General features: G+C 60.5%; 42 protein-coding genes. 40 read left to right on the top strand and 2 right to left on the bottom strand.

Going from position 1 to position 21,873, the window contains the following annotated elements:
- Window positions 1-30 precede the first annotated feature (30 nt).
- From L810_RS14225 to L810_RS14095, 34 genes are all read left to right on the top strand, one after another.
- A complete protein-coding gene (locus tag L810_RS14225) occupies window positions 31-333 on the top strand; it encodes a hypothetical protein (protein WP_021158999.1) in 303 nt (100 codons plus the stop codon).
- Window positions 334-627: 294 nt separating this feature from the next.
- Entirely contained in the window at window positions 628-1,071 is a 444-nt protein-coding gene (locus L810_RS14220; protein ID WP_155836236.1) for a hypothetical protein, read from the top strand.
- A gap of 88 nt (window positions 1,072-1,159) precedes the next feature.
- Entirely contained in the window at window positions 1,160-1,687 is a 528-nt protein-coding gene (locus L810_RS14215) for a hypothetical protein (RefSeq protein ID WP_021158997.1), read from the top strand.
- Between the two features lie 37 nt (window positions 1,688-1,724).
- Window positions 1,725-2,162, top strand: a complete 438-nt coding sequence (locus tag L810_RS14210; protein WP_021158996.1) for a hypothetical protein — start codon at window positions 1,725-1,727, stop codon at window positions 2,160-2,162.
- 37 nt (window positions 2,163-2,199) lie between these two features.
- Window positions 2,200-2,802, top strand: a complete 603-nt coding sequence (locus L810_RS14205) for a hypothetical protein (protein ID WP_042974515.1) — start codon at window positions 2,200-2,202, stop codon at window positions 2,800-2,802.
- Window positions 2,803-2,855: 53 nt separating this feature from the next.
- Window positions 2,856-3,392, top strand: a complete 537-nt coding sequence (locus L810_RS14200; RefSeq protein WP_042974513.1) for a hypothetical protein — start codon at window positions 2,856-2,858, stop codon at window positions 3,390-3,392.
- Window positions 3,393-3,429: 37 nt separating this feature from the next.
- Window positions 3,430-3,852: a hypothetical protein gene (locus L810_RS14195; protein WP_021158993.1), complete on the top strand. Its 423-nt coding sequence runs from the start codon at window positions 3,430-3,432 to the stop codon at window positions 3,850-3,852.
- A gap of 70 nt (window positions 3,853-3,922) precedes the next feature.
- Complete coding sequence (locus tag L810_RS14190; protein WP_021158992.1) at window positions 3,923-4,405, top strand: hypothetical protein; 483 nt, start codon at window positions 3,923-3,925, stop codon at window positions 4,403-4,405.
- Window positions 4,402-4,845: a hypothetical protein gene (locus tag L810_RS14185; RefSeq protein WP_021158991.1), complete on the top strand. Its 444-nt coding sequence runs from the start codon at window positions 4,402-4,404 to the stop codon at window positions 4,843-4,845. The genes L810_RS14190 and L810_RS14185 overlap by 4 nt, the downstream gene beginning before the upstream one ends.
- Before the next feature lie 25 nt (window positions 4,846-4,870).
- Window positions 4,871-5,848: a hypothetical protein gene (locus tag L810_RS14180; RefSeq protein ID WP_021158990.1), complete on the top strand. Its 978-nt coding sequence runs from the start codon at window positions 4,871-4,873 to the stop codon at window positions 5,846-5,848.
- A gap of 26 nt (window positions 5,849-5,874) precedes the next feature.
- Window positions 5,875-6,255, top strand: a complete 381-nt coding sequence (locus tag L810_RS14175; protein ID WP_042974511.1) for a hypothetical protein — start codon at window positions 5,875-5,877, stop codon at window positions 6,253-6,255.
- An 80-nt stretch (window positions 6,256-6,335) separates the two neighbouring features.
- On the top strand, window positions 6,336-7,412 hold the full coding sequence (locus tag L810_RS14170) for a hypothetical protein (protein ID WP_042974508.1): 1,077 nt from the start codon (window positions 6,336-6,338) through the stop codon (window positions 7,410-7,412).
- A gap of 108 nt (window positions 7,413-7,520) precedes the next feature.
- Window positions 7,521-7,988: a hypothetical protein gene (locus tag L810_RS14165; protein WP_021158988.1), complete on the top strand. Its 468-nt coding sequence runs from the start codon at window positions 7,521-7,523 to the stop codon at window positions 7,986-7,988.
- A 152-nt stretch (window positions 7,989-8,140) separates the two neighbouring features.
- Window positions 8,141-8,395 (top strand): hypothetical protein, encoded by a 255-nt coding sequence (locus L810_RS47200; RefSeq protein ID WP_131754336.1) that lies wholly within the window; start codon window positions 8,141-8,143, stop codon window positions 8,393-8,395.
- A 44-nt stretch (window positions 8,396-8,439) separates the two neighbouring features.
- Complete coding sequence (locus tag L810_RS47195) at window positions 8,440-8,712, top strand: hypothetical protein (protein WP_155836234.1); 273 nt, start codon at window positions 8,440-8,442, stop codon at window positions 8,710-8,712.
- A 69-nt stretch (window positions 8,713-8,781) separates the two neighbouring features.
- Window positions 8,782-9,063: a hypothetical protein gene (locus tag L810_RS14160; protein ID WP_042974505.1), complete on the top strand. Its 282-nt coding sequence runs from the start codon at window positions 8,782-8,784 to the stop codon at window positions 9,061-9,063.
- Window positions 9,064-9,115: 52 nt separating this feature from the next.
- Entirely contained in the window at window positions 9,116-9,265 is a 150-nt protein-coding gene (locus L810_RS47190) for a hypothetical protein (protein WP_021158987.1), read from the top strand.
- 184 nt (window positions 9,266-9,449) lie between these two features.
- Window positions 9,450-10,013: a site-2 protease family protein gene (locus L810_RS14155; protein WP_051392251.1), complete on the top strand. Its 564-nt coding sequence runs from the start codon at window positions 9,450-9,452 to the stop codon at window positions 10,011-10,013.
- A 19-nt stretch (window positions 10,014-10,032) separates the two neighbouring features.
- The gene (locus tag L810_RS47185) at window positions 10,033-10,488 is read left to right on the top strand and encodes a hypothetical protein (protein ID WP_155836233.1); all 456 of its coding nucleotides are present in this window, start codon (window positions 10,033-10,035) and stop codon (window positions 10,486-10,488) included.
- Complete coding sequence (locus L810_RS47180) at window positions 10,485-10,856, top strand: hypothetical protein (RefSeq protein ID WP_155836231.1); 372 nt, start codon at window positions 10,485-10,487, stop codon at window positions 10,854-10,856. Before L810_RS47185 ends, L810_RS47180 begins: the two co-directional genes overlap by 4 nt.
- A 62-nt stretch (window positions 10,857-10,918) precedes the next feature.
- Window positions 10,919-11,770 (top strand): TraB/GumN family protein, encoded by an 852-nt coding sequence (locus L810_RS45165; protein WP_306415667.1) that lies wholly within the window; start codon window positions 10,919-10,921, stop codon window positions 11,768-11,770.
- 83 nt (window positions 11,771-11,853) lie between these two features.
- On the top strand, window positions 11,854-12,138 hold the full coding sequence (locus L810_RS14140) for a hypothetical protein (RefSeq protein WP_081712854.1): 285 nt from the start codon (window positions 11,854-11,856) through the stop codon (window positions 12,136-12,138).
- 23 nt (window positions 12,139-12,161) lie between these two features.
- On the top strand, window positions 12,162-12,362 hold the full coding sequence (locus L810_RS45160; RefSeq protein ID WP_081712849.1) for a hypothetical protein: 201 nt from the start codon (window positions 12,162-12,164) through the stop codon (window positions 12,360-12,362).
- 64 nt (window positions 12,363-12,426) lie between these two features.
- Window positions 12,427-12,645: a hypothetical protein gene (locus tag L810_RS47175; RefSeq protein ID WP_155836230.1), complete on the top strand. Its 219-nt coding sequence runs from the start codon at window positions 12,427-12,429 to the stop codon at window positions 12,643-12,645.
- A 181-nt stretch (window positions 12,646-12,826) separates the two neighbouring features.
- Window positions 12,827-13,882 carry an A1S_2505 family phage non-structural protein gene (locus L810_RS48685; RefSeq protein ID WP_063625730.1) on the top strand — a complete coding sequence of 352 codons (1,056 nt, stop codon included), beginning with the start codon at window positions 12,827-12,829 and terminating at the stop codon, window positions 13,880-13,882.
- A 215-nt stretch (window positions 13,883-14,097) separates the two neighbouring features.
- The gene (locus tag L810_RS47170; protein WP_021158982.1) at window positions 14,098-14,247 is read left to right on the top strand and encodes a hypothetical protein; all 150 of its coding nucleotides are present in this window, start codon (window positions 14,098-14,100) and stop codon (window positions 14,245-14,247) included.
- A gap of 66 nt (window positions 14,248-14,313) precedes the next feature.
- Window positions 14,314-14,907 carry a hypothetical protein gene (locus L810_RS14125; protein WP_042974499.1) on the top strand — a complete coding sequence of 198 codons (594 nt, stop codon included), beginning with the start codon at window positions 14,314-14,316 and terminating at the stop codon, window positions 14,905-14,907.
- A gap of 47 nt (window positions 14,908-14,954) precedes the next feature.
- A complete protein-coding gene (locus L810_RS14120; RefSeq protein ID WP_021158980.1) occupies window positions 14,955-15,191 on the top strand; it encodes a hypothetical protein in 237 nt (78 codons plus the stop codon).
- A 12-nt stretch (window positions 15,192-15,203) separates the two neighbouring features.
- Window positions 15,204-15,860: a DUF6283 family protein gene (locus L810_RS49050; RefSeq protein ID WP_051392249.1), complete on the top strand. Its 657-nt coding sequence runs from the start codon at window positions 15,204-15,206 to the stop codon at window positions 15,858-15,860.
- Window positions 15,861-15,925: 65 nt separating this feature from the next.
- Window positions 15,926-16,213, top strand: coding sequence for a hypothetical protein (locus tag L810_RS14110; protein WP_042974496.1), 288 nt, complete (start codon window positions 15,926-15,928; stop codon window positions 16,211-16,213).
- Window positions 16,214-16,333: 120 nt separating this feature from the next.
- Window positions 16,334-16,567 (top strand): hypothetical protein, encoded by a 234-nt coding sequence (locus L810_RS14105; protein WP_021158977.1) that lies wholly within the window; start codon window positions 16,334-16,336, stop codon window positions 16,565-16,567.
- Between the two features lie 72 nt (window positions 16,568-16,639).
- Window positions 16,640-17,110, top strand: coding sequence for a hypothetical protein (locus tag L810_RS47165; RefSeq protein ID WP_155836228.1), 471 nt, complete (start codon window positions 16,640-16,642; stop codon window positions 17,108-17,110).
- Window positions 17,111-17,574: 464 nt separating this feature from the next.
- A complete protein-coding gene (locus L810_RS14100) occupies window positions 17,575-17,931 on the top strand; it encodes a hypothetical protein (protein WP_042974495.1) in 357 nt (118 codons plus the stop codon).
- Window positions 17,932-18,122: 191 nt separating this feature from the next.
- A complete protein-coding gene (locus tag L810_RS14095) occupies window positions 18,123-18,473 on the top strand; it encodes a hypothetical protein (RefSeq protein ID WP_257008857.1) in 351 nt (116 codons plus the stop codon).
- 59 nt (window positions 18,474-18,532) lie between these two features.
- On the opposite strand, the gene L810_RS14090 is transcribed toward L810_RS14095, so the two are convergent.
- Together L810_RS14090 and L810_RS14085 are read right to left on the bottom strand one after the other, a co-directional pair.
- Window positions 18,533-19,069: a hypothetical protein gene (locus L810_RS14090; RefSeq protein WP_021158976.1), complete on the bottom strand. Its 537-nt coding sequence runs from the start codon at window positions 19,067-19,069 to the stop codon at window positions 18,533-18,535.
- 37 nt (window positions 19,070-19,106) lie between these two features.
- Window positions 19,107-19,619, bottom strand: coding sequence for a hypothetical protein (locus tag L810_RS14085; protein ID WP_042974492.1), 513 nt, complete (start codon window positions 19,617-19,619; stop codon window positions 19,107-19,109).
- 255 nt (window positions 19,620-19,874) lie between these two features.
- Here L810_RS14085 and L810_RS14080 point away from each other — a divergent pair, with 255 nt between their 5' ends.
- From L810_RS14080 to L810_RS14060, 6 genes are all read left to right on the top strand, one after another.
- A complete protein-coding gene (locus L810_RS14080) occupies window positions 19,875-20,204 on the top strand; it encodes a hypothetical protein (protein WP_155836226.1) in 330 nt (109 codons plus the stop codon).
- A gap of 42 nt (window positions 20,205-20,246) precedes the next feature.
- On the top strand, window positions 20,247-20,468 hold the full coding sequence (locus L810_RS14075; RefSeq protein ID WP_021158973.1) for a hypothetical protein: 222 nt from the start codon (window positions 20,247-20,249) through the stop codon (window positions 20,466-20,468).
- Window positions 20,469-20,499: 31 nt separating this feature from the next.
- Window positions 20,500-20,679, top strand: a complete 180-nt coding sequence (locus tag L810_RS14070) for a hypothetical protein (RefSeq protein WP_021158972.1) — start codon at window positions 20,500-20,502, stop codon at window positions 20,677-20,679.
- Between the two features lie 110 nt (window positions 20,680-20,789).
- Window positions 20,790-20,984: a hypothetical protein gene (locus L810_RS47160; protein ID WP_155836224.1), complete on the top strand. Its 195-nt coding sequence runs from the start codon at window positions 20,790-20,792 to the stop codon at window positions 20,982-20,984.
- Window positions 20,984-21,268 carry a hypothetical protein gene (locus L810_RS14065; protein ID WP_042974490.1) on the top strand — a complete coding sequence of 95 codons (285 nt, stop codon included), beginning with the start codon at window positions 20,984-20,986 and terminating at the stop codon, window positions 21,266-21,268. Before L810_RS47160 ends, L810_RS14065 begins: the two co-directional genes overlap by 1 nt.
- Window positions 21,269-21,285: 17 nt before the next feature.
- A complete protein-coding gene (locus tag L810_RS14060; RefSeq protein ID WP_021158969.1) occupies window positions 21,286-21,777 on the top strand; it encodes a hypothetical protein in 492 nt (163 codons plus the stop codon).
- Window positions 21,778-21,873 lie beyond the last annotated feature (96 nt).

Raw genomic sequence — 21,873 nt, 5'->3', positions numbered from 1 at the left:
CAGTACGATCCCTTCCAGCGAGCTCCGACCATGAACAAGAACCAGTATCGCATCGCCCGCCGAATGATCCGCGAGAACGGCCGCTACGCGCTCCAGTGGATGCGCAAGGACATCGGCCAGGAGATGGCCCGCATCATCGAAATTCGCAAGGATGAACTTGCCGATCGTGAGGAACTGTTCCGCGACATGGGTTGGGGCATTCACCTCTCGAAGAGCATCGCCCGCGATATCGCCTCGAGCCGCGGTCGGCGCACGGCGAGTTCGCTCGAGCGAAAGAATCCCGGCGCCGCGACCGCGTCCGGGAATCCACGCGTGATCGCGCTTGCCGCCTGACACGCAGGCAGATTCTTTTGAGCCTCGACCGCGATCTTGCGGTCTTATCCGGCGATATCGGATGGCGCCGTTTGCATGGCGCGAAACGCCGAGACCTGGCTGTGCTTGACGCGGCCCAAGGACTATTGGGCGCAAATCCCACCGAAAGACATCCCTGATAGGTCACGATTCAAGATTCCTGACAAGAATCGATCTCCCTAGAATGTTTGGCTACAAGGCAGAGAAGGTGCTATGGCCAGCCTGCCGTGTCGTTTGCGCGCTCGTGCGCCGACGTGTTCAGCCGTGGGGCGCATCATGCCGGAAATTTCCCCTCGGGAATTGAAGCGGGCGTGGGGCAGGATCATCCAGCCGATGGAGCCAGCCTACATCTATGAGCGGGCCAGCCAACTGGCGATGGAAGCATTCGAAGCGGCGATCGAGGAACTGACCGTCGCACTCAAGGAACTTCCGTCGGGAGTCTGTGCGCAATTTGACGTGGCTGAGGCGGAAGGGGAGGTTTGGACCTTCTGGCTGGCCCGCGAGCGCAAGCCGAAGCTGATGTTGGCGATTGGCCCGCGTGAGTCGGTTTTCGAGGATGCGATCGATCCAGGCCATTTCGAGTGGATCGGCATGCACGACGCAAAGGTCCCCACGCACCTGATCCGTGTCTGGCTCGAATCTGCCGACCGAAAGATCGCTTCCTACCCGGTCGCGACGCTGAGCGATGCGCGCGAGCGACTGACAACCGAACAGCAGTGATGCTGTGTGGAGGCGCCGGCTAGTTCCATGCCTGATGTCCGAACGGTAGGTGCTAGCGGGCGCAAGTTTGGATCTTTCGGAGAAGTCGATGACCCGTAACGAACGTAACAAGGAACTGCATCTCGAGCGCCGTAACCTCGCCGCGGCACTCACATGGCCGGAGAGCACGCCATTTCTGCTCAATCCGGATCCGGCTCAGCGAAAACGGCTCAAGGCTGTTGGATGGATGATCGCCATGCTGGTGTTCGGCATTCTTCTGCCGATCAAGGATCCGATCGACGCCTGGTCGAAGTCGTACGAAAACAAGCAGATGCGTCCCGCGATGGAGACTGCGATGCAAGCAGGCAACCGCGCTGCCGGCACGTGGCTCGCGCTGCACTTCCGCAAGGACTATCCGGGCCTGCTCCAGCAGGAAGTCGACGCAGGCGAGCCGACGGCGATGTTCCTGGTCGGCCGCCTGATGAGCGGATCCGACCATCCCGAGCGCGTGATCAAGATTGATCCGTCAATGTCGGCTTCCCAGGTGAAGGCGAAGGGCTTTGAGCTCATGCGTCGCGCAGCAGCGGCCGGCAATCAGGACGCGCTGAAGTACCTGATCCAGAACGGCGGCCTGTAAGCGGCCCCGAAACTCCATCCGAAGCAGAGACACGACCATGACCAAGAAGATCAACGAGCAGATCACCGGCTCGGCGCGTGAAAACGTCTGGCGATTTGAAGCGATATTCCACCTCGGCGCGATCGCCCAGCACGACTCGCTGCCGCCCGCATTCCGCGATGCGATCGACGAAGAACTGGTCGAAATCGCGAAGGCCGTGGGCGTTCCCAGCAAGAAGGCGCTTCGGATGGAGACGGATGAATTCGTCGAATACGTGCTGGACAAGAATCTGACGGGGCTCCTCGTCAACGTCGCCACGCCGGTGCGTGAGTACTTCGAGGGCGACGACAGCAACAGTTTCGGATTCAGCTGGGGCCACTACGGAACGGAGTGGTTGTACGGCGAGGATCTGGCCGCGCTGCTGCCGAAGATCGAAGCATGGGTCAGGGAGCGGAGCGACGAGGACCGTCGCAAGTCGGCCCGCAAGGCTGCGTAGCCGGCCTTGTGCCACCAATCACGAAAAGAAAAATCACATGCACAACTTCTGGACCATCCTGATAAATGGGCCGCACTTGCTGGCATTGGATGTCCCTGTCGTCACCGCGATCCTGCTTGGGCCGTTTCTCGCATACGTACTCTTGCTTAAGCGGGCCCCGTCCATGTCCGCTGCAACGAAGCGACGTGCCGGCATCGCCTACCTCGCGTCCGTTGCGCTATTTCTCGGCGCGTATGTGGGATCCAAGGCGACGGTCGCAGTTTCGCAAATCACGGTACCGGCCGTATTCCGTGAACTACAGACGGTGACGGATTACCAGGTCGTGTGCCGCTGGAACGTTGACCAGACTGATCATCTGGCGTGGTCCGTCGCTCACGATCGTCTGCTTGCCGACGACGTGAAATGGCGTACGTCGTATCTGGACACGAAGCCGCATGCGCGGACAGGTAAGGAAGTTCCGTGTAACGAGACGCCGGTGCCCATCAGGATCGACATGGTCCAGATGGATATGCATGCGGTCGCCATGTGGATGCTCATCGGAAAGATCATCTGGCTGCTGGGATGCGCGGGCATCGGTTGGAGCCTGTTCACTGGGCTGGTGAGCGAGACCCGCGTGTCCGAGCGTAAGCCGTCAGCTTGATCGGCGATCTGCAGAGCCATTCATTCAACCCGTCCAATCAGGAAATGAAATCCATGAAGACAACCATCATCTTGGCGCTGCTGGCGGTGGTCGGCGTTGCGAACGCCGAACCGGTCAAGCGCGCTGCTGGTCAGCCGATCCCGCAGACTTTCGCGATCGCCGGCGCCGACGAACTGCGTCCGAACGCGGTCACGAGCCCCGATGGCCGCATCCACCTCATATTCGGTCACGGCCCGATCCTTCCGCGCCCGCTTGTGCTGCTCCAGGACGAGGCCGGCAAGAATCGCGTGGCGCTCTTCCAGGAAGTGGCCGAGAAGGACCACATGGAATATGTCCTGTACCGCACGCCCGCGGATGCGCCGATCGTCATCGTCCTGAAGGAAGGTCAGCGCCAAGCCGTCATCGTGAGCGGCCCGAAGGCTCCCGACGTGACTGCCACCGCCGGCGTGGCCGGCGCGGCAAGTGCCGCCAGCGCGCCCGAGGCCAAGGTCGTTGGCGCGAATCACGACATGGCCGGTACCGAGCGGCCGAAGTGCTCGCTCGACGGCGTGAAGATCGAAGGCACCGCCCGCATTACCTGCGCTGAGTGACCGTCCGAAACTCGTCCTCGCTAGCGGAGTAACGACCATGAACCACGTCATGCGGAACTGCAGCCCACGCGGTATTGCGCGTCGCGTCGCGCTCGGCCGGTGGGACTACTCGACCGAACACATCCTCGGCTTGCGGTTCACGATCAATTTCCTGGGGCAAGGGTTCGGACTGAAGGAAGCGCCTGCAAGTTTCCTGAGTGCGCGCCGCTGGCTGCTGACACGCGAGACTCCGCAGCACTTCAGCCAGATCGTCGAGATATCGACCGGCAAGCGCAGGCTCGTTGCGACCGGCTATGCCATGTACCCAGGCGGCTGGCTCTGCCAAGTGTACGAGAAGGATCTTCATGTCCCGGACGAAGACACCGAGGACACGTGGTTGAGCGGCGACAACAATGCGCGGCTGCTGCTCGAGCAGATGAAAGAGCACCTCGAAACCGTGGTGACCAGCCGCAATCGATAAACCACGAACGGCGTGGCCACGGTGACTCACGAAAAGACATGACTGGCGGCACGATCTGATGGAGGTTGCGATGTCGAATGCAGAAGCAAGCAATGGAATGGAAACGAACGGCCTGCCGGCTGGTGCGCAGCTCATGCCGTCATGGGGGCTCACGCGGACCGGGGTGATCCGTTCCGACGTTGATGCCCAGAAGATGGCGCTGCGCGACTACGGCGCAAAGCCCGGCGATTCTGCCGAATTTGATTTCGGCGCGGGTTTTTCGCGCGGCGTCCAGTTCGGTCGCGCGACGGCCAGCGCTGACGTGCCCGCGTTCGCATGGACGAAGGAACCGCCGAAAGAGCAGGGCCTGTACTGGCATTGGACCGGCGACCTCGACGCCCGTCCGGTGCCGCTGTCCGTGCTCTGGTCCGGAAGCACCAAGAAGTGCTTCGTCAGCATCGGCCAATACGGCATCACTACCGCGATCGACTGCGATGCCTACGGAGGTTACTGGCAACCGGTCATCGAGCCGAAGATGGACGAGTCGATCGGCTACTACGGGAGCGACGCATGAATCAGAGCGCGGAGCAATCCATTCTGGAACAGAGCCTCGACGAACTCGTTGCCGAGCGCAACCGGCTCAACATGGCAATCCGTGCAAAGCTGACCGATCCATGCACGGACCTGACCGTTGAACAGTTGAATCGCCTGCGGCAAGAGGCTTTAGTGGATCTCATGCCCGACTTCGTAGACCGGATGCTCAAGTATCTGCGGATGCATAGTATCGCGCTTGTCTTCCATGACGGTCGGATCGAGCACGACGCAACAGGGTACACGCCGGCACTGGCGGTCAAGAAAGCCGTCATGGAGCACGGTTGGCACGGTTACCCGGATACGTTTCGCAGCAAGCTCGCCGATGCGCTTTTCGCCAACATCTTCGACGTACGGGCGGATCTGGACAAGGCGCCGATGGCTCGCTGGAAAACCAACGATACCCCGTCCAGCCTGTCGTAATCCCCAAACCTCACTGGAGAATTCCATGCAGGAACCCAATACCGCGAGCAGCGCTCCCGAAGAATTTCCCGGGTATCCGGAACTCGTGCTGCGCGAACTGCCGGACGGCCGCGTGACCGGCGTCGCCATGCGGGAGATGCGCTCCTCCTTCCATGTCACGTTCGCGGGCAAGTTCGTCGAGCCGGAAGAGGTCGAGCGGGGCATCCAGATACTACGTACGCTGGACCAAAACGAGGCGTATGGGTCGTGGAAGAAGGAGTTGGACATCGATGCGGCCTCGCTCGGCGACGCGATCGCATCGAGCCCGGAAAGCTCTGTTGGGCAGAAGTTCGTGTTCCTATATCGCGGCAACGAATGGCTTTGGGGAATCTGGAACAATCCGGATCATCCGAAGCGCAGCGGGGTTCTGAAGGATCTGGCAGGCGTGGATCTACGCAGCGTCGCAGATTTCCACGGCACACGCGTCTCGGCCGCCAAGCGTCGCGAGCGACCGGGCCTGGATACGGTGCGCGCCAACCAGACCGTCGCCGGTCCCTATCAGGTGCTTGAGGTCGCGATCGACCTGCTTGAGCAAAGTTCGCTGCGGTCTTCCGCCAAGCAGGACTATGAGGCCCATCCTGCTGTCCACTATCTCTGTGACTGGTGGAACCGGAATGCGCCGGAAGGCAGTCGTGAGGCCGGGTTCGTGCGTCTGTACGTCTGGAACGAGACGGATCGGATCTTCAACGCCTGCGATCCGGAAGAGCCGGCAGCGCAGGCCAATCAGCTTGATAGTTGGCCCAGCTATGCGCTGTTCGAACATCCGGGGATGCCGACGGTCCTTGGCTGCTTCTATCGCGGGCGACGATTCAACAAGGACGACGGCACTGGCGGCACTAAGCTCTATGCCGCCGATGGAAGCGAAGCGTGGGACATCGGGCTTGAAGCCGCAGAGGTCGACGAGGCCTACTACTCGCTGATCGGCCTCGAAAGGCTGGCTGAGCATGACGTGTTCGCTGTCTGAAGCAATTTTCCGTCAGGAGTCGAGGCATGTTTAGAAGCATAGCGCTGTGGGGGCTGGCAGAGGCTATTGCCACATACGGTTTCGCCACGCACATGGGGCATTCCGCGAAATCCGCACTGGAAATTACTGGTGCTGTACTCGTCGGCCCGTTCGCGCTCTTCCTCCTGATCGGAATCTTGGCGAGGCCCGTTGTTACCTTCATGGCAATTCGCGCCGCGCGGCGCCGCCTTGCTATCGAGGCGCGGTATCCGCGCACGCGCGTTACGGCGCTGTCCAGAGGCAAGTGGTTGGTCACGGACCTCGACACCGGAAAGACCCGGTGCGTACTGGAACGAGACGGCGTGACAATCGCCGACCAAACTCCCGCCAAGCTGTGGCGGCGCGGTCGTAAGACCCAGGTCGGTTGATTGCCGAGACTTGAACCGGAAGGCTCGTTCGGTAGAGTGTCCGCAGAACGGGGCAATCCCACCGCCCCGGAAGGAACCCCATGTCGAATAGCAACATCCTGACGCTGCTTGCCGAGGCGCGCAGCGCGTTGTACGCGATCGCCAAGACCTACGATGATCACGAGCTGCGCGCCCGTGCGCTAGAAGTCTACGAGAGCACCGCGCCGGAGAGGGCCAGCGAAGATTCTGACCGCATGGTGAACGTAGGATGGTGCCGGCTGACAGAGAGCCTCCCCGACTCCGACAGGCATCCCCGCGTACTGATCTACACCGAGGGCATGGACTTCAACGGTGAACAGTTTTTCGACGTGAAAGCTGACTCGCTCGACGAGAACTCCTACGAATCGCCAGACGATCAGCCGGAAATATGCCGGGCAGCGACCCACTGGATGCCGCGCCCGTTCGTCGACGAGAATGCGCAAATGGCAGCACGGGCAGGCCAGTGGGTGCATTGCTCCCCGGCTCTGCTCCAGGCGGGCGTGAGCTGCGAACACACACCTCGGCGCCCGTGCCAATGCCGGCCCGAAAACGGCGGGCACGATCACTTCGTCGCGTTCAACGTCACGGAAGCCTCGCAAGTCGGCGCCGATTCGCGCAAGGATCTCGCCAGAAGCGTTTTCGGCGGCATCAATGCGTTGCGCTGGCTGCTGAACATCACCACGGAATTCGATCGAAAGGATGTGCGTACGCGCCAGGCAGCGAGGCTGCTGGACGAGTTCTCGCCGAGCGACGGTATCACCAACCGTTTTCATCTCGAACGCCTCTGGAAGGCCCTGCATGATGAGCTTTCGACCAAGGACGTGGTTGCGTGCCTGTGCGCGCACGCCGACGCGAGGCCGGAGGATCACGCATCGTGGGTGCAGGAGGTAAGCCGACGGCTCAGCGCGTGTCGTCTGAACGAGGAGGCTGGAACCGGTACGTGCTCGTCGAGCGAGTGCGTCAAAAGGAACGTGCCGCCCGCCGGCAACGATCCCACCGCTGCAGTGGCGGCGTCCTCCCCGTGCGCGCGGTGCGTTTCGTGGGGGTACTGCGCGGGCCACGGCTGCATGGCATTGCCCCGTACCGATGTCGGTACACCGGGACCGCAGGCCTGGAGCTCGGCACCGGCAGCGAGCTGAGCGAGGACCATCACGAAGTTGTCCGCTGACCAAACCTCACCGCGGAGTGGACGCACGCGAGGCTTGCCGAGGTACCCGCCATAAACCGAGTTTGCGCCAGGCCGCTCAATGGACAAATACCGCTTCTTCTATCGCATCGACGGCCTCGATCTCGTGCCGGGCAACAAGACGGCCGGATTCTGCTTTTCCGTCTCGACCCAGGCGTTGGGCGATCTGATCCAGATTCAGGTCCCGGCCGTCGAGATCGAGCGCCTGATGTCTGCCATCCAGCGGCGAATCGAGAGGGTGGGCGGTTCCGTGCGTGAGGCGGGACAGCAGGCCCAGATCCTCTTCGTCGAGGGAACGGCGTGCCCGAGGGCATTCATTGCGGATCCCCTGTTTGGCGGGAGTCTGGGCGCAGATCCTGAGGCGTTCGGTCGGTTGCAAAGACCCGATCGGCTCGACTGGATCGGTCCAGAGGTGGAATACACGCCCCATAACTGCGATACGCCGGACCAGGCCATTTTTTTGGTCGTGCTGGTGCAGGCCTGGGCCGAGTACGCGCGGGCAAAATTGCGGCATCTTGAGGCAGCTTGAATAGGGGGCGCAGCTGGATATAGTGGGTTAAGAATCGGGTAGTCGCGGCCGTTAACACCTAGGTCAGAATGATCACGGAAGCCGATTTCGTTGCAACTGCGTAGCAGGTGCCAAGTAAAGCGGCAAGCGGTGGGGAAAGAGTCAGGATAATCGTGAAGAAAATTGCACTTCATCCGGCAAGCGTGACCGCCGCATTGGCGATTGTAGCCGTCACGTCCGCGGTGGGCAGCGCAAGCATCGCCTTTCACAAAGGGTATGAGCGTGGCAGCTCCGACGGGAAACTGGAAGCGGCCCGAAATTGGGCTTCGGCCTTGACACGCATAATGAAGAGCGGGATCACTGTACGTCAGTCGGATGGCACCGACAAGCGCTACATCTTGACGCCGGTTGAAGCCCAACCGCGTTGAGTGGGTGCAAAAACATGATTTTGCGGTTGATCTGGAACGGGTCTATGAACGACATGGCGAGAAATATTTGGAACCGGCTGAAGGGACTGCTCCTACTGGCATTTTGTGCATGCATTTGGGCATGGATGCTGGGATGGCTCGCGAAACCGCTTCCTCCCGGAAGTCTCAAAGACGCGCCAATGACAGCTGCGTGGATGGCGCCAGGCGTGATGGGCTTGCCGGCACTCGTCGCAATCATCGCTGGCGTGGCCGGACTGCTTTATGTGACGGGCGTCTTCCCCTTGACGACGGCGCCAAACGAAGACTCTCGCGAGTGAGCATCAACACTTGCGAGGTTCAGCCCGAAGGTGTTGGGCCACAAGATACGAACTACAAGGGTGACTCGGATGAAGAAGATGGTTGTGTTGCTCGCGCTGGCGAGTGTGTGGGGCGGGGCGATGGCGGCAGACGAAAACGGAGAAAGCAGTGCGGGACGCGTCGCAGAGAAGTTCCTCGCCAGTAGGTTCATCGCGATCGGCGCTCCCAACGTTCACGGGGATAGTGCAACTGTCGCTGCGCAAGTCGCAGGCCAGAAGTGCAAGGTCGAGCTCCGGCGGGACATGATTGCAAATCCGGAAGGGTGGCGAGTCCAGGCGCTCGATTGCACACAAGGGCACTGGCCCGAATAGCGGCTTTCAGATGCCGTAGCAGAAAATTGAGTATCCAACAGGAGTCAAGGCAATGGTTGAATCGAAGACCTTCATCCCGAAATCCACCGATGCCGACCAAAAGGAGGTGTATCGGGAACTGGCGCTGACGCAAGAGGACATCTCCAAGATTTCCCGGGCAGGGACTCCGGAGAGCGGTGTTTCGTCGAGTAAAGACGACTAAGGGTGTGGGATGACGGCCGAAAGTGGTGGTATCAGCGTCTTCCGGGATCCACCGACGCAAGCCGAGACCGAGCAGAATCTGCGCAGCGATAAACGGCGTCTCACGACCGACGAAATGGTGATGCCCGGATCTAGTACCAAATCAACCGCGCAAACCGGATACCCGGAAAACTAATAGAGCAAACATGAAGAAAAGAGACACCTTTTTGATCCTGTTTTCGCTTGTCACGCTGCTCATCACAGCCTGGTTCGCCGATTGGACCGGAGTGTACCCGTACTGGAGATCGGCCCTTCTCGCCGTCGGCGGCTACATCATCCTTTATCTGGAGGCGTTGATTCACGAGGGCGGACATGTACTCGCTGGGAAGCGATTCGGCGTGCGTGTCGCCAAACTTCAGTTCGGAGTTGGCCTGAAAGTCAAACGCTTTACCGCCGCGCGACTTGACCACGCACAGATAACCTTTTGCCTGCTACCGTTCGGCGGACGTGTGGACTTCGAATCCCTCCCAATCTCTAGGGCTGAGCGCATCCGGATCCTCGCGGCGGGAGTGGTTTGCGTACTGAGTGCGGTGCCCATTGCATGGTTCCTCATTCCATCGAGCGTCGGTTGGCTCCGCATCGAGGCCGTGCTGATTTTTTGCATCTCAAGTGCGACCAACGTTTTTTACAGCACGTCCCGGAAGGTGTGCGAGGAGGAGGGGGTATATTCGGACGGCCAGGCTATTCGTGGACTGCTAAGGTATAGCTGAAACGTCGGTGGCAAACACCATGGAAAACGGCATGCGCACACGCGTCTCTCATACACACCCGAGTGGAAACGAGCCTCTGGCCACCGCACTTGTTGACGGCCTTGCCGCCGCACGGCGGGCACGCCCGATCCAACATGTGCGGCCAGCAGCCACGCCGCGGCCGAACTGTCACGATGCCGTCGACGCGTGGGTTGCCACTCATACGGGCACGCAAGCCGTGCGCGGGTGGCTCGCACTCGAACAGGACGGTGCGTCGTTGCGCTTCGTTGCGCATTCAATCGTACGGAATGTTGACGGCATGCTGTTAGACCCGACCTTCTCGGAGGGCGAGCCGGCTCTCCCATTCGTGCCGCATCCGCGTGTGACCGGAGGATTCTTCTCGCTGTTATGTCGGCCTGGAGCGCCCTATGAGCTGATGGTGTTCACCCATATCGATGATGTCTTGCCCGACTTGGAGAATGGGAAACCCACATGATCAAATCAATATTCCAGTATTTTGTGCCGGCGCCGCCGAACGAAATATCACGAGAATCGGTTGAGGCCCTGCGGGCGGACATCAAAGCGGCTGGAATGTGGGGTGAACTCGGCGATGCTTACAGGAGTGCGGTGAACGTCTGGACGCGTCACTCTGACCGCCAAAGCCGTGAGGCCAACCGCGAGTGGCTGAAACCACGCGCCAAGGCATTCGCCGGGCGGTGGGCGGTTTTGTCCTGTGCCCTATGGCTGGGTGCATGGATTGTGTCGGGTAGACTCGTAGCGGAGGTGCCTTTGACGCTTTCAGGATTCTTGACTGGAAGCGTCGCAATGGTGTTCTTCTACCTCCATCGGGAATTGAACAAGTAATCGTCGGAAAACCAAAATTGAAGCGAACTTTGCTCGCGTTGTTTCTTTTGTGCTGCACTCGCGTGGCTTGCGCCGGCCCGCTGGCTAATCATTCGACTGAGGGCGTGCCTGCATTCGCGGTCACAGCCCCCAACGGACGACAGAGTCTCCTGATTGGTGTCATGCACGTCCCTGCCAAAGGACTGTTGCGGCCGTCGCCCGCAGTGCTTGCCGGCAAACGACACTACGTCCTCGAACATATGGGAGCGACGTCGCCGGATAAACTCGGTGTAGCGCAGGCGGTAACGACAAAACCTGCCGAACCAGCTGCATGGGCTGCCGGGCTGAGCGCGGCCGAGCTCGATACGTATCATCGACGAGCGGCCTGTTCCGGCAAGACGCCCGAGCAGGCCGACGAACTGCTCACCCATCCCGAAGTGCGCGATGCCAATCAGGTCGCATATACGGTGTGTGGTCTGACTCCGTTTCAGGCAGCGGATTTCGCGCTCACGCTATCCGCGATGCGCGACTACCACCTGAAGCCTGAGTATCTCGAGGACGACGCATTCGCCCAGCGTCAACGACTCGCAGTGCCCGAGGGCATCGAGCGGCGCGGGTTCAGATGGGCGCTGTCCCATGATCCGGCCGCGGTGCTTGTTCCGGTCGCTGGCGCCTTCAATGCCGGCGACTTTGATGCCCTACAGCGTCTCGTAGACGGTTCCTTTGCCAATTCGGCCGACGCCGCCACGCATCGGCACATCATGGTCGACGAACGCAATGCCGCATGGATGGACCGCCTGCGCGGTTATCTGGATGATGGTGATGCTGCAATCGTCGTCGGCGCCCTTCACCTGCCTGGGCCGCATGGCCTCGTCGCACTTCTGCGCGCAGACGGCTATGGCGTAGATTTGGTGCGAGTGCCTGCCTTGCCGTGACGCCGCAAGTCGAGTCGATAGGAAAAACAACCGGCGCCAGCGGCGCCCCGTGTCCGGTAGCCGGCGCGATGGACAGGAACGCTATGTACAAAGAGATTACGCCGTCGACCGATTGGTTCTTCGTGCATGATGGTCATAATGAAAATGCACCGCCCGTTGTTTGGCACGTTGCCGCGTGGGGATTGACCGAAGAAGGGGAAGTGGTCGGCCTCATCGGTGCATTCGGTCGGGAGGACGGGAGTAAAGGGAAGACACCTCGCCTGATCCAGGTACCGGCCGTCCCCGGAAGTTATCTGCACCTCCGTCAGTTGACGGCTGCGGAGCTCGAGTTGGCGACGAAGAGATCCCGGCAACAGTCCGACGCGTAACGACGGAAAGACAGGGAAGGGCTATGACACAGCGCTTTCAAGTATTCACTCAACGCGGCGCGGCGAAGCCCAAGTTTTCCGCGCCCTGGTATTGGGTCGCATCCATGTATTCGACGTTCTTCTGCGGCCACGGCGACTATTGTCGAATCATGGACACCAAGCGCGGCGAGACGATGATGGAATGGGGCCGCGCGACGGGCACTAAAACACGTTCCGACAGGTAGGAAAACTTCGGCGCGATCGCGCCCCGCGCACGGCCGGCCGCCGTGAAAATGAACGAAGAGAACTATGAGCACTCCCGTAGTCACCATTTCCGTAGAAACGATCAGCGATTCGCTTACCAAACAAGGGAATCCTGCTCTCTTTGAAACGCACATCGTTGGATTGCTCAACGAGGGCTACACGGTCGGCATCAGCAATGAAGGTGCCCTGACGAAGGTTTTCACCGACGCTGCCGACTTCGCTGCATGGTTCAACAACTTGCGCGTCGACATCAAGACTGCGTAAATTCAGCCTGGTGCCCGCCCCCACGCGGGCATCAGGTGAGCGGAATGCCGGTCGGCATTCCGCGAGTGATCACGTCGCTCTTGCCGGCGTGGCCTCACAACATAGCGGTCAATCGATATTCCCGCAGCAACGAGGGCTTACGAGCTCTTGTCGGGATTTACTGGGCAGGTATGCTGGCCGTATGGAAAACGCGGACACGCTCTACTATGCAGGCATCGGCTCCAGTGACACCCCGGTTGAGATCTGCAGACGCATGACGGCGATCGCCAGGCGCCTTTCCGCGCTTGGCTACGTCCTGCGCTCCGGCGCCGCTGATCGGGCCGATGCAGCTTTCGAGGCCGGATGCGACGCCGTCGGCGGCGCGAAGGAGATCTGGCTTCCGTGGCCGGGCTTCAACAGCCATTCCGCGGATCATGCCCAATTCCCGACACCCAGGCACTCCGAAATAGCGGCAACGGTGCATCCGGCCTGGTCCCGGCTGAAGGAAGGCGATCGCCGGCTACATTCCCGCAACGTCGGCCAGTTTCTGGGGCCGAACCTCGATAGGCCGGCTCGATTCGTCCTCTGCTGGACGCCGGACGGGTGCGAATCGGAGGCAGCTCGATCTCCCGAAACGGGCGGAACGGCAACAGCGATCGTCTTGGCCAGTCGCCATCGCGTGCCGGTGTTCAATCTTGCCAACGACGGCGCATACGATCGTTTTGTGCTGTGGATGCTGGGGCAACATCGGATTTTCCATCTCGACGGAACCCTGCCGAAGGATGGCGAAATCTTCGTGTTCGGATCGAATCTTGCCTCGAGGCATGGGAAAGGGGCTGCGCTTGTCGCCCGCGAAAAGTACGGCGCTGCTGCCGGAAAACCGGCGGGCAGGAGCCGCCAGAGCTATGCGATTCCGACGAAGGATGGCCGTCCGACGCCAGGAAATCCCCGTCCGCCATTGGACGATCCCGAACAGACCCTGCCGCTCGAGCAGATCGCGGACGCGGTCGCAGAATTCATCGAATACGCGAAGAACAACCCGGCCGAGCGGTTCTTTGTGACAAAAATCGGATGTGGGCTGGCGGGGTACCGCGACAGTGAGATCGCGCCGCTGTTCGCCTGGGCACCCATCAACTGTTCCCTGCCGGAACCGTGGAAGGAATGGCTCGTCCGAGTCGAGCCCGCCGCTCAAGTCGAGGAGGCCGTCCTCAGGGGAGAAACGGCCCGCGGCCAGCAGTCGGACCTGTTCGGCGAATAGGTGATTCAGCGCGCCAGCGGCGAGGTCAGTGGTCGGTGTAGATGACGTGACCGACGGCCTTCATGCTCGCGATCATGTCGGCGCGATACGCGGCGTTCTCGCGCATTCAAGGCATGTCGAAGGAACTGAGTTTTCGCGCAGAGGCTTGAAACCCGGCGCCGGACCAGTAATGTGTCGCCATGATCAGCCCGTCAAGACAAATGGAGGATTCGGCAATGTACAGAAAAGCGACGATCGAAAAGTGGAAGCTGGATATCCGGTGGACCTATGTGTTCGAGCATGGCACCGGACCGTATCTCGCTGTCCAGGACGATTTCGGCAATCTCATCGAGGTCGACCCGGACTTCACGATTCTGGAAGTTTGACTTCTCAAGCGATAATCACGCGGTTGGCGATGTCTCGCCACTGCACGCTCAATCCGGACGAGAAAAATGCACGTAGACCAGAGAATTCCCACGCTCCCAGCCGCGATCCTTCGCCAATTTGCGGCGGGCAGGAACATCGCCAAATGCGAGATCAGCGACGACAATGACACGGCGGTCATCACCTATGGCGAGCAGCAGCCGGGAGACAGTCTGAGTCTTTCACTTAGCGTCATGGATGCCCATACCGCATTTCTGTACCTGTACAACACCCACTCCAGGGTGGCGTCCCATCCTACCTACCAGCTCGATGACCGCCGGCAGACCGCGAAGCTGAGAGCCAAAATCGACGGATCCGTGATCGACCTGTGGTTTGCCGCGATCCCGACGAAAGTCGGCAAGACCGTGATTCTCGCGAAAATGGGCGACGGGGACATGCTGTTCGAGCGCGAAACGCAACTCGTTGAAGGGGAGGTGCTCGGCGTCGACGCGCTGGACAGTTTCGTTAAGTGGTGCGCCGAAAACGAACCCTTCCTCGCGCTTGGCCGTAAGCATGGTTACCAGATCGCTGTCAGCCAGGAACTAAAAGACGCGATCGAGCGCCGACTGGATCCGCTGATGGCGGCGCGGGTCAACGCATTCCTGCAGGACGTCAAGGCATGATCGGGGGCACATCCGTGTCGAACTCCAACTACCCGAAAGGGTGTTTCGTGGACGAAGACGGCTTCGTCCGTGATGTGGCGAACCCGGGACCGGGGCTCTCCTGCCAGGTGATGGATCGCACGGTCATGTTGTGCGGATCTTATCAGGAAGGCGATGGTGCCGAAGTACTCGGGGAGTTCACGTATTATCCGACGCTGGACGCGCTCAGGAGAGTGGGCTATGCGCCGGGGATCAACGGAGAGGCCGTGCTGGTGTCGTCATCGGGCCGTGCCGAGGTTCAGTAGAGGCGACAGGAAATGGCAGACAATCCGCTTCACCACATGACCAAGCCGTGTGCCTCGTGCCCGTGGCGGCTCGACAGTTCGGCGACCGATATCCCCCAATTCGACATGGAATTTGCCGAGAATCTGGCGGCGACCTGTCCGGACCATCGCGGGATGGGACCGGAGATTGGAGCGGGGATCTTTGCTTGCCACCAGTCGAGGATCGGCGCAGAGCTCGCGTGCGCGGGTTGGCTGGCCACGGTCGGCCACAAGCATCCGCAGGTCCGTCTTGCCGTGTTCGAAGGTCGTCTGGATCCGGACGCGCTCGAGCGGGGTCCGGACTGGCCGGTGCTCCACGAGAACTACCAGCAGGTCATGGAGAAACTTCGCGCTACTCAGCCTGACCCGACAACTCGGGAGCGGGTTGCCGGTGCAATCTGTTCGGCCTGTGGCGAACAGCCGATGCATCAGGGCGACGCTGCGGGAAATGAATACCGATGGCAGGACTACCTCTACGTCGCGGACGCTGTGCTGACCGAGCTGAAGGCCGCCGAGGGAGGTGAACCGGGCCGGAGTGCGGTGCCGCATATTGCCCGTGTGATCAGCCGCGCATGCGACGACAGCCATGAGAGCGCTCGGCTGTACGAGAAGGCCGCTGGTGACGCGGTGCGGGCCGCCATCCGCATTTAAGGCTGCTCCGTTCGAATCCGTTAACCTGTGGTTGCCAAGTTCCGGCTAACCCGAAAAGACCAGCCATGCAGATCCTTGGAGTAAAGCTTCGTCGTCCGACGTTCAACGATGTGACATTCGCCGCCGCGATGGGCACGGCGGTTTTTGCGGTGTACGAGCTGGCAATGATGGCCCTGGGCGTTCACGAAACGACCAGGGGCGGGGTGTTGCTCTTTGTAGCAATGGTGTGGGGAGCTTTGAGCAACCGTATCGGAATCGACCTGGCCAAGGGCTGGCGAGCGAAGGTACTGTTCCTGATCGGATTGGGCCTGCTGGTCATGTTGCCAGCGATCGGTGTGGTCTTTACGCGATAGTTGGCGGCGAGAATCCAGATCGGGAAAACGATCCGCTCGGCCCGCTGCGATGGCTAGATTCGTGGGAACCGGCTGGCACACTTTGAAAGTGTGCCGATAGTCCCTGAAAGGAGCAGAGAAATGCCGAGAAAAATTCGGAGCGAAGCAAAGAATGTGATGGCTGGCTACGTGTCGACTCATCCCGACCTGGAGCCGGAACTGACCGACAGCGAGCAGTGGCAAGAAGCTGCAGCTGTCGAGCTGAAGGCGCGCAAGCTCGGCGTCGTCAAGGCTTTCTCCGATGACGTGCTGCAAGCGATCGTCGCCGGCGAGGTCGACATGGCTGCAATCTACGCGGCGGCGCGGGGCAAATAATACAAGCTGGGCTCGGCTGCTTGGTAAATCGGGTGGTCGCAGCTAATCCCGTATGAATGGGGAAGGATCGACATGGTAAATGTATTCACTTCGGCGCTGGGTAAGCTCGAACGTCGAGCGCGTTACGTCGCAGTAGGCATCACCGGTCTAATCGTTGCATCGGCAATCGCGTTTCCGTACGCGCGGGATCTGGCTCGTTACTACATGGACCAATCCGGCATGGGTAACCCGGACATTGTCATTGGGCCGGGATACAAGGTGCAGGTTGATGGCCATGCAGTACCGATTCTTGGCTTCGACCCATGTCCCGAAGATTCTCGTCCGTGGAAAGCGTATTGGCTCGGAGGCCGTCCGGATGATGGCCTTCGCCCGTCCACCGGATGTGTCGTTGTCAAACCAGGCACGAACACCGTGCGCGTCCAGCTACTGACTGGTGAGGCGCCAGTGGTGGAAGCGTGGACCGTCGAGCATCGCGAGCACGACGGAATGCCAGCGACGGTCGTCAAGCGCCCCAACGGGGACTACGTCGTTCCGGCGCACTGACGAAAGAACAATGATGGATTTGATGCACGAACCCTGTCCGCGATGTGGTGAGCAGCCGGCCGTGACGAAGGGGCCGACGTATTGGACCGCGTATTGCGCGAAGTCGCACTTTCCGGGGGGAGTCCGTGGTACCCCGATGCGAACTAAGTCGGCTGCGCTGCAGGCGTGGGACGATGGCGTTAAAAGCAAATCGATCCGGTAGGGGGCGTTTGGTTGTGCGTACGTCCATCCTCGTCAGGCACTGCGGCAAGTGCTGCGCGACGTTGATGCAGCCCAGCAGAGAAACAAGCCGATCTGCAGTTGCTAGAGCGGTGTCGGCGGCCGGGGTCTGCGGGCGTATGCGTTCGGCCCGCGCGAGTGCGTTTGCAATGGTCTGCTTGGTTGCGTCGTTCAACGTAGCAGTTACCTCGAAGTGGCCCTGGTCGACGCCTGCTGCTCCATAGAAAAAGTGAGAAGGAAACGTCATGTTGAACGAAGAACAACTTAAGAAAGCCGTAGAGGCATTTTGCAACGCGCTCCCGGCAGGCCAGACGTTCTATGCAATGCACACTCTGCCACGAGTGGGTTTCGGGGACACCGAGGCAAAGCCCGTTATGGCTCTCGTGCTTGCCGAAACGGAGGAGGATTTCAGACGATTCGAGCAAGTCATCAGCCGGGGTATCGCGTCGTATCGTGAGGAGTTCGGGCTTAGCGCCAAAGTTTTGCGCGATATCGACATGCGACGCTACGACGAACAACCGTTAGAGGTGTGCCCGGGAAACCATGGCGCATTTGAGGATGAGGCCCGCGCCGGCCAACAGCCGACGAGCGACCAAGGCTGAAAAGAAGCAGGTGCGCCGAGTTTTTGGCCGCTGTGACAAGCCAGGAAGACATCACCATGCATCATCTCCACGACAAACAGGGCGTAGGTGCTCCGCCGGCCGGCTCTATTCCGCGGCCGTCGTCGGAATACGCTCAGGAACCGTTCGATCCGAGCCTGACCTTTATGCACGACGGTCAGCGGACTCGGCACATGGACACTCCTCTCGACGAGAGGTATGTGACCGAACCCTTCGATCACTTTGCAGTCGGCAGCATTCCGCCAGAAGAGCGCGAGGTCAGAGACCATGTGATCGCGTCCGCGCTCATGCGCAGTAGGGTGACCACGCTTGAATTTTGGTGGAGTCAGTTCGTGCGCCAGACAGATAACTACCGGGCGTCACTTGAGGCATTCAAAAAGCTGGAGGCGCTGTGCTCGCGTTCACGCGAGCATCGGGCGGCGTTCATTAGGATGGGGAATGGTGAAACGCTCCCGCAATTCATTCGGGCCGAACTGCTGAGAATGGTCGCGCGCACTGATGCTCGCGCTAACGCCGCCAGGTAATCGAGTGTCGTCGGGCCGCGGACTGTGGCCCGACCGACAATAGACCAGATGAAGTACGGTTACGCTGGCACCGTTACGCCAGTCGTCATGAGCCGCACGACCTCGATGCCGAGGAGCGTCAGCTTGACCTCGAAATGCTCGCCTCGGCCCGGCTCGCCATCGATCGCGAGCAGGCCCTTGTCCTGGCACGCGCGAGCTGGGCGTAGCTCGTCAGGCTCACAGCACCAATGCGTACCCGTCTTGAGCTCGTCCGCCGGGTCAAAGGTGCGCATGAGTGTGGCCTGAGGTGGGGTCAGCTTGACCCGCTTTGCGCCGAACTCAGCGACTTTTTGCTCAAGCTGGTCGGCCGGCACCTCGGCCTTTGCCCATGCCGCGAACGACTGGCGTGTGGAGTGGGCGAGCGGTTTACCGTCGACTGACTTGCCACGCTCGACAACAGACCCTGCCGCCGCGCTCGTGACGACCTCGTACTGGAGACAGTCCGTTTCCTCCTGGCTGTCGTAGAGCTTGTATTCCGGGCCAGCAGCCGTTACCCGGCGCAGGCCCGCCTTACCGTCGGTATAGATGCAGCCGACCTTGATGTCCTGTTGTTTCATCGTGTTCCTCTCAAGAATGGGGAGCGATAGTCGTCGATCAGAGCGGCACGATCGGGATGTTCCAGCCGAGAAATGCTGCCCGGCCGGGTGCCTCATCAACGCCGTGAGGCAATCGATCGTCGAAAATGAACCAGTCACCCGCTTTCGGTTTGTGGCGGACCTTTCCTTGTCGGAAGGTCAGACCGTCGTTGTGCAGCACTACCATCAGCACCAGGCCCTCGCCGTCCATGTGCATGTCTGCGGCCGCGGTCGCCACGAGCAGTTCCTCACGGCCCAGGTGGCCGCTGTCAGCGCGGCGGTAGCCGAGCACAGCGAGATCCGGAAGCCACGCGGCACCGTCGCGGCTGGCCCACGGCGGGATCGCGAAGGTCTCGACCTGATCGCCGCAGAACTCGATTTCCTCGGCGGCGGTGTAGAACTCGCCAGCCAACTGGTCAGAGAGGCGAATAACGTGGCCAGGCACCTGGACGGAGCCGAGAATGGAGCCGAGTGGCAGGGCGCCGGCGGCGCGTGCCGGGGTCCGGCGCTGATCGGTGTGAGCGAGATGCATGGTGAATTCCGTTCCTCGTGATCGGGTATGGACGGATTATCCCAGGAGGCGCGCACCATTCAAGGTCCGGCGCGCGGACCAGAATCGATTGCATCAGGATCTGATTCCCGAAAAAGCTCACCTGATTCCGAACAGGAATCGACACCTAAAAAACGAGGGAAAGCCGGGAAAGCGAGTTTCGTGCGATCTTGTATGGGGTGTACGCGCCGCTATAGTGGGCGCATGGCAAGTCAGCCACCAACCAACAGGACATCCATGAACGTATTGAACCACGCCCGTTTGGCGCCCACGGAAACAACCGCTCCCGTGCATGCGCCGGTTGCAGTGATCACGGACCACGCTGGCAACGCTCTCGAAGTCGGCGCGATGTATTGCTGCACCTTCGTGGATATCAATGCGCAAGGCGACGAGTTCGAGATCCACGGCAATCTCGTGCGCTACATCGGCGCTGCCGATCGCGGTCGGCTGATTTTCGCCGACGCTGACGACTGGAGCGAGATCGACTGTGAGTTCGACAGTCTTATCCGGCAGGCCTGTCCGGTCATCGATCCGGCGGCGCACGGCTGGGGCGAGAAGCTGCACTAAAATTCCATCACGCCGTTTCGTCAATCTCAGGAAATTTAGAAAATGGGCCAGAATGCTATCCAGGCCGCGAAGACCGGAAACGTCCTCGAGCAGGGCGTCGTGCCGAACGTTCTCCGTGAGATCAAGACGGTGCGCGAAGTCGGCATGAACAACCCGACGAAGGTCGAAGCGTACGTGCGCGAGAACGAGCAATCGCTGAAGGACTATTACGATGGCGGAATGTCGCATTCGGAGATCGCGGACCACGTCTGTTTGGTCGCGTAATACCTCTCAACTCTGACACGAAGGAACTGGCATGTTCACGCGAGCAAAGAATGAACTGAAGGAACTCGTCAACCTGATTGCCGAGACGGAGCGATACGACGCGACGCTCGCGGCGAAACGCGATATCGTCCCGACCGAAGAATCGCGAGAAGATCGGCGTCGCAAGGAAAGCCGGAAGCTCGAATTGATGGAAAAGTACGAGCTGCTCTAGGGACTCGCGATGACCTCGACCTACACGAAGCTCGAATCGATGATTCTCGACGCGATCGAGAGCGGGCAGAGCACCTTCCGTAAGATGCTGACTGGTGGCATCGAAACGGAGTGCAAACGCCTCGCCGACGCTACGGGCGCCAGCCATACGATCTCGTGCTAGACCGTCGTGTTCAGGCTCTCCGCAAGGCCAAGAAGATCCTGTATCAGGATGGACGCTGGTCGGTCATCAAATCGCTTCGCGAAGTCGAGCCGGAAGAGACAGTGCGCATGCAGGCGTTCGCCGAAAAATGGGAGCAGAAGTGATGGACGGGTGGGACATCATAGCGTTGGCGTTGTTGATTTCGGCGATCGGCGACGTCGCCATCATAGCGCTGCCTTCTACCCGGAAAGACGGTGTGGAGTGGGGCCTGCGCCTGATCTGTGGCGCCACTCTGGTAATCATCGCAGTCCTGTTATTCCAGCGCGAATTCGATGTCGGTTTTCTCGCGACATTGGGTATCCTGGGCGGAGCGTGCCAGGCTGCCCTGATGTGGCGCACCTACAGGAGCTATCGGCGGGCCAACGCCGAAAGCGACAGGCAGAAATAGTGAGGGGGAAAGCTACCGTGCAGTGGACAGAACAAGAAGGCCATTTCAGCTTCAACGTCAAGCCGAGCCTGACCAGGAAATATCGGCTGAAGGACGGGAGCGGAAACGCCGTGGAAGCGGAGTTCCGCGATGGAACGTGGTCGGTCGACACGGCCGGGTTTGTTGGCTGGTCCGGCCGCTTCTGGGTATCGGACAAGGATCAGATCCTCGCGGCCAAGCGCAAGTGCAGCGGCTTCCGGGCGCACAAGGTCAAGTCGTACACGCCGGCGGCGCGTAACGCGGTGAAGCTCGCGCGGCATTACGCCAATGTGAAGGGGAAGAAAGTCAGAGCAGTGGTGTACTACCTGATCGCGCATCGTATCGATTCAACCGTTCTCCAGTCCTTCGATCTGGAATGGCAAGCGACAAATGCCGCGAAGCTCCTGCGCTATCGGGCCGGCATCGACGCGCGGGTCGACAAGTTCTTCGTCAAGCGCGGTGCGCCGGTGCGGACCACCCCGAGTGTCTGACGGGCGGGCAGGTGAGCCACATGGCGACACTCGAGCGCGCGATCCCAGATCATGGTCGAGGTCCATTCAGGAAAGGTAGACAAGGGCGGGAATCCC

The sequence above is a fragment of the Burkholderia sp. AU4i genome (assembly GCF_000466765.1).
Classification (GTDB): domain Bacteria; phylum Pseudomonadota; class Gammaproteobacteria; order Burkholderiales; family Burkholderiaceae; genus Burkholderia; species Burkholderia cepacia.
Note: the sequence above shows the minus strand (reverse complement) of the source record. Positions and strands in the feature narration are given on the sequence as shown.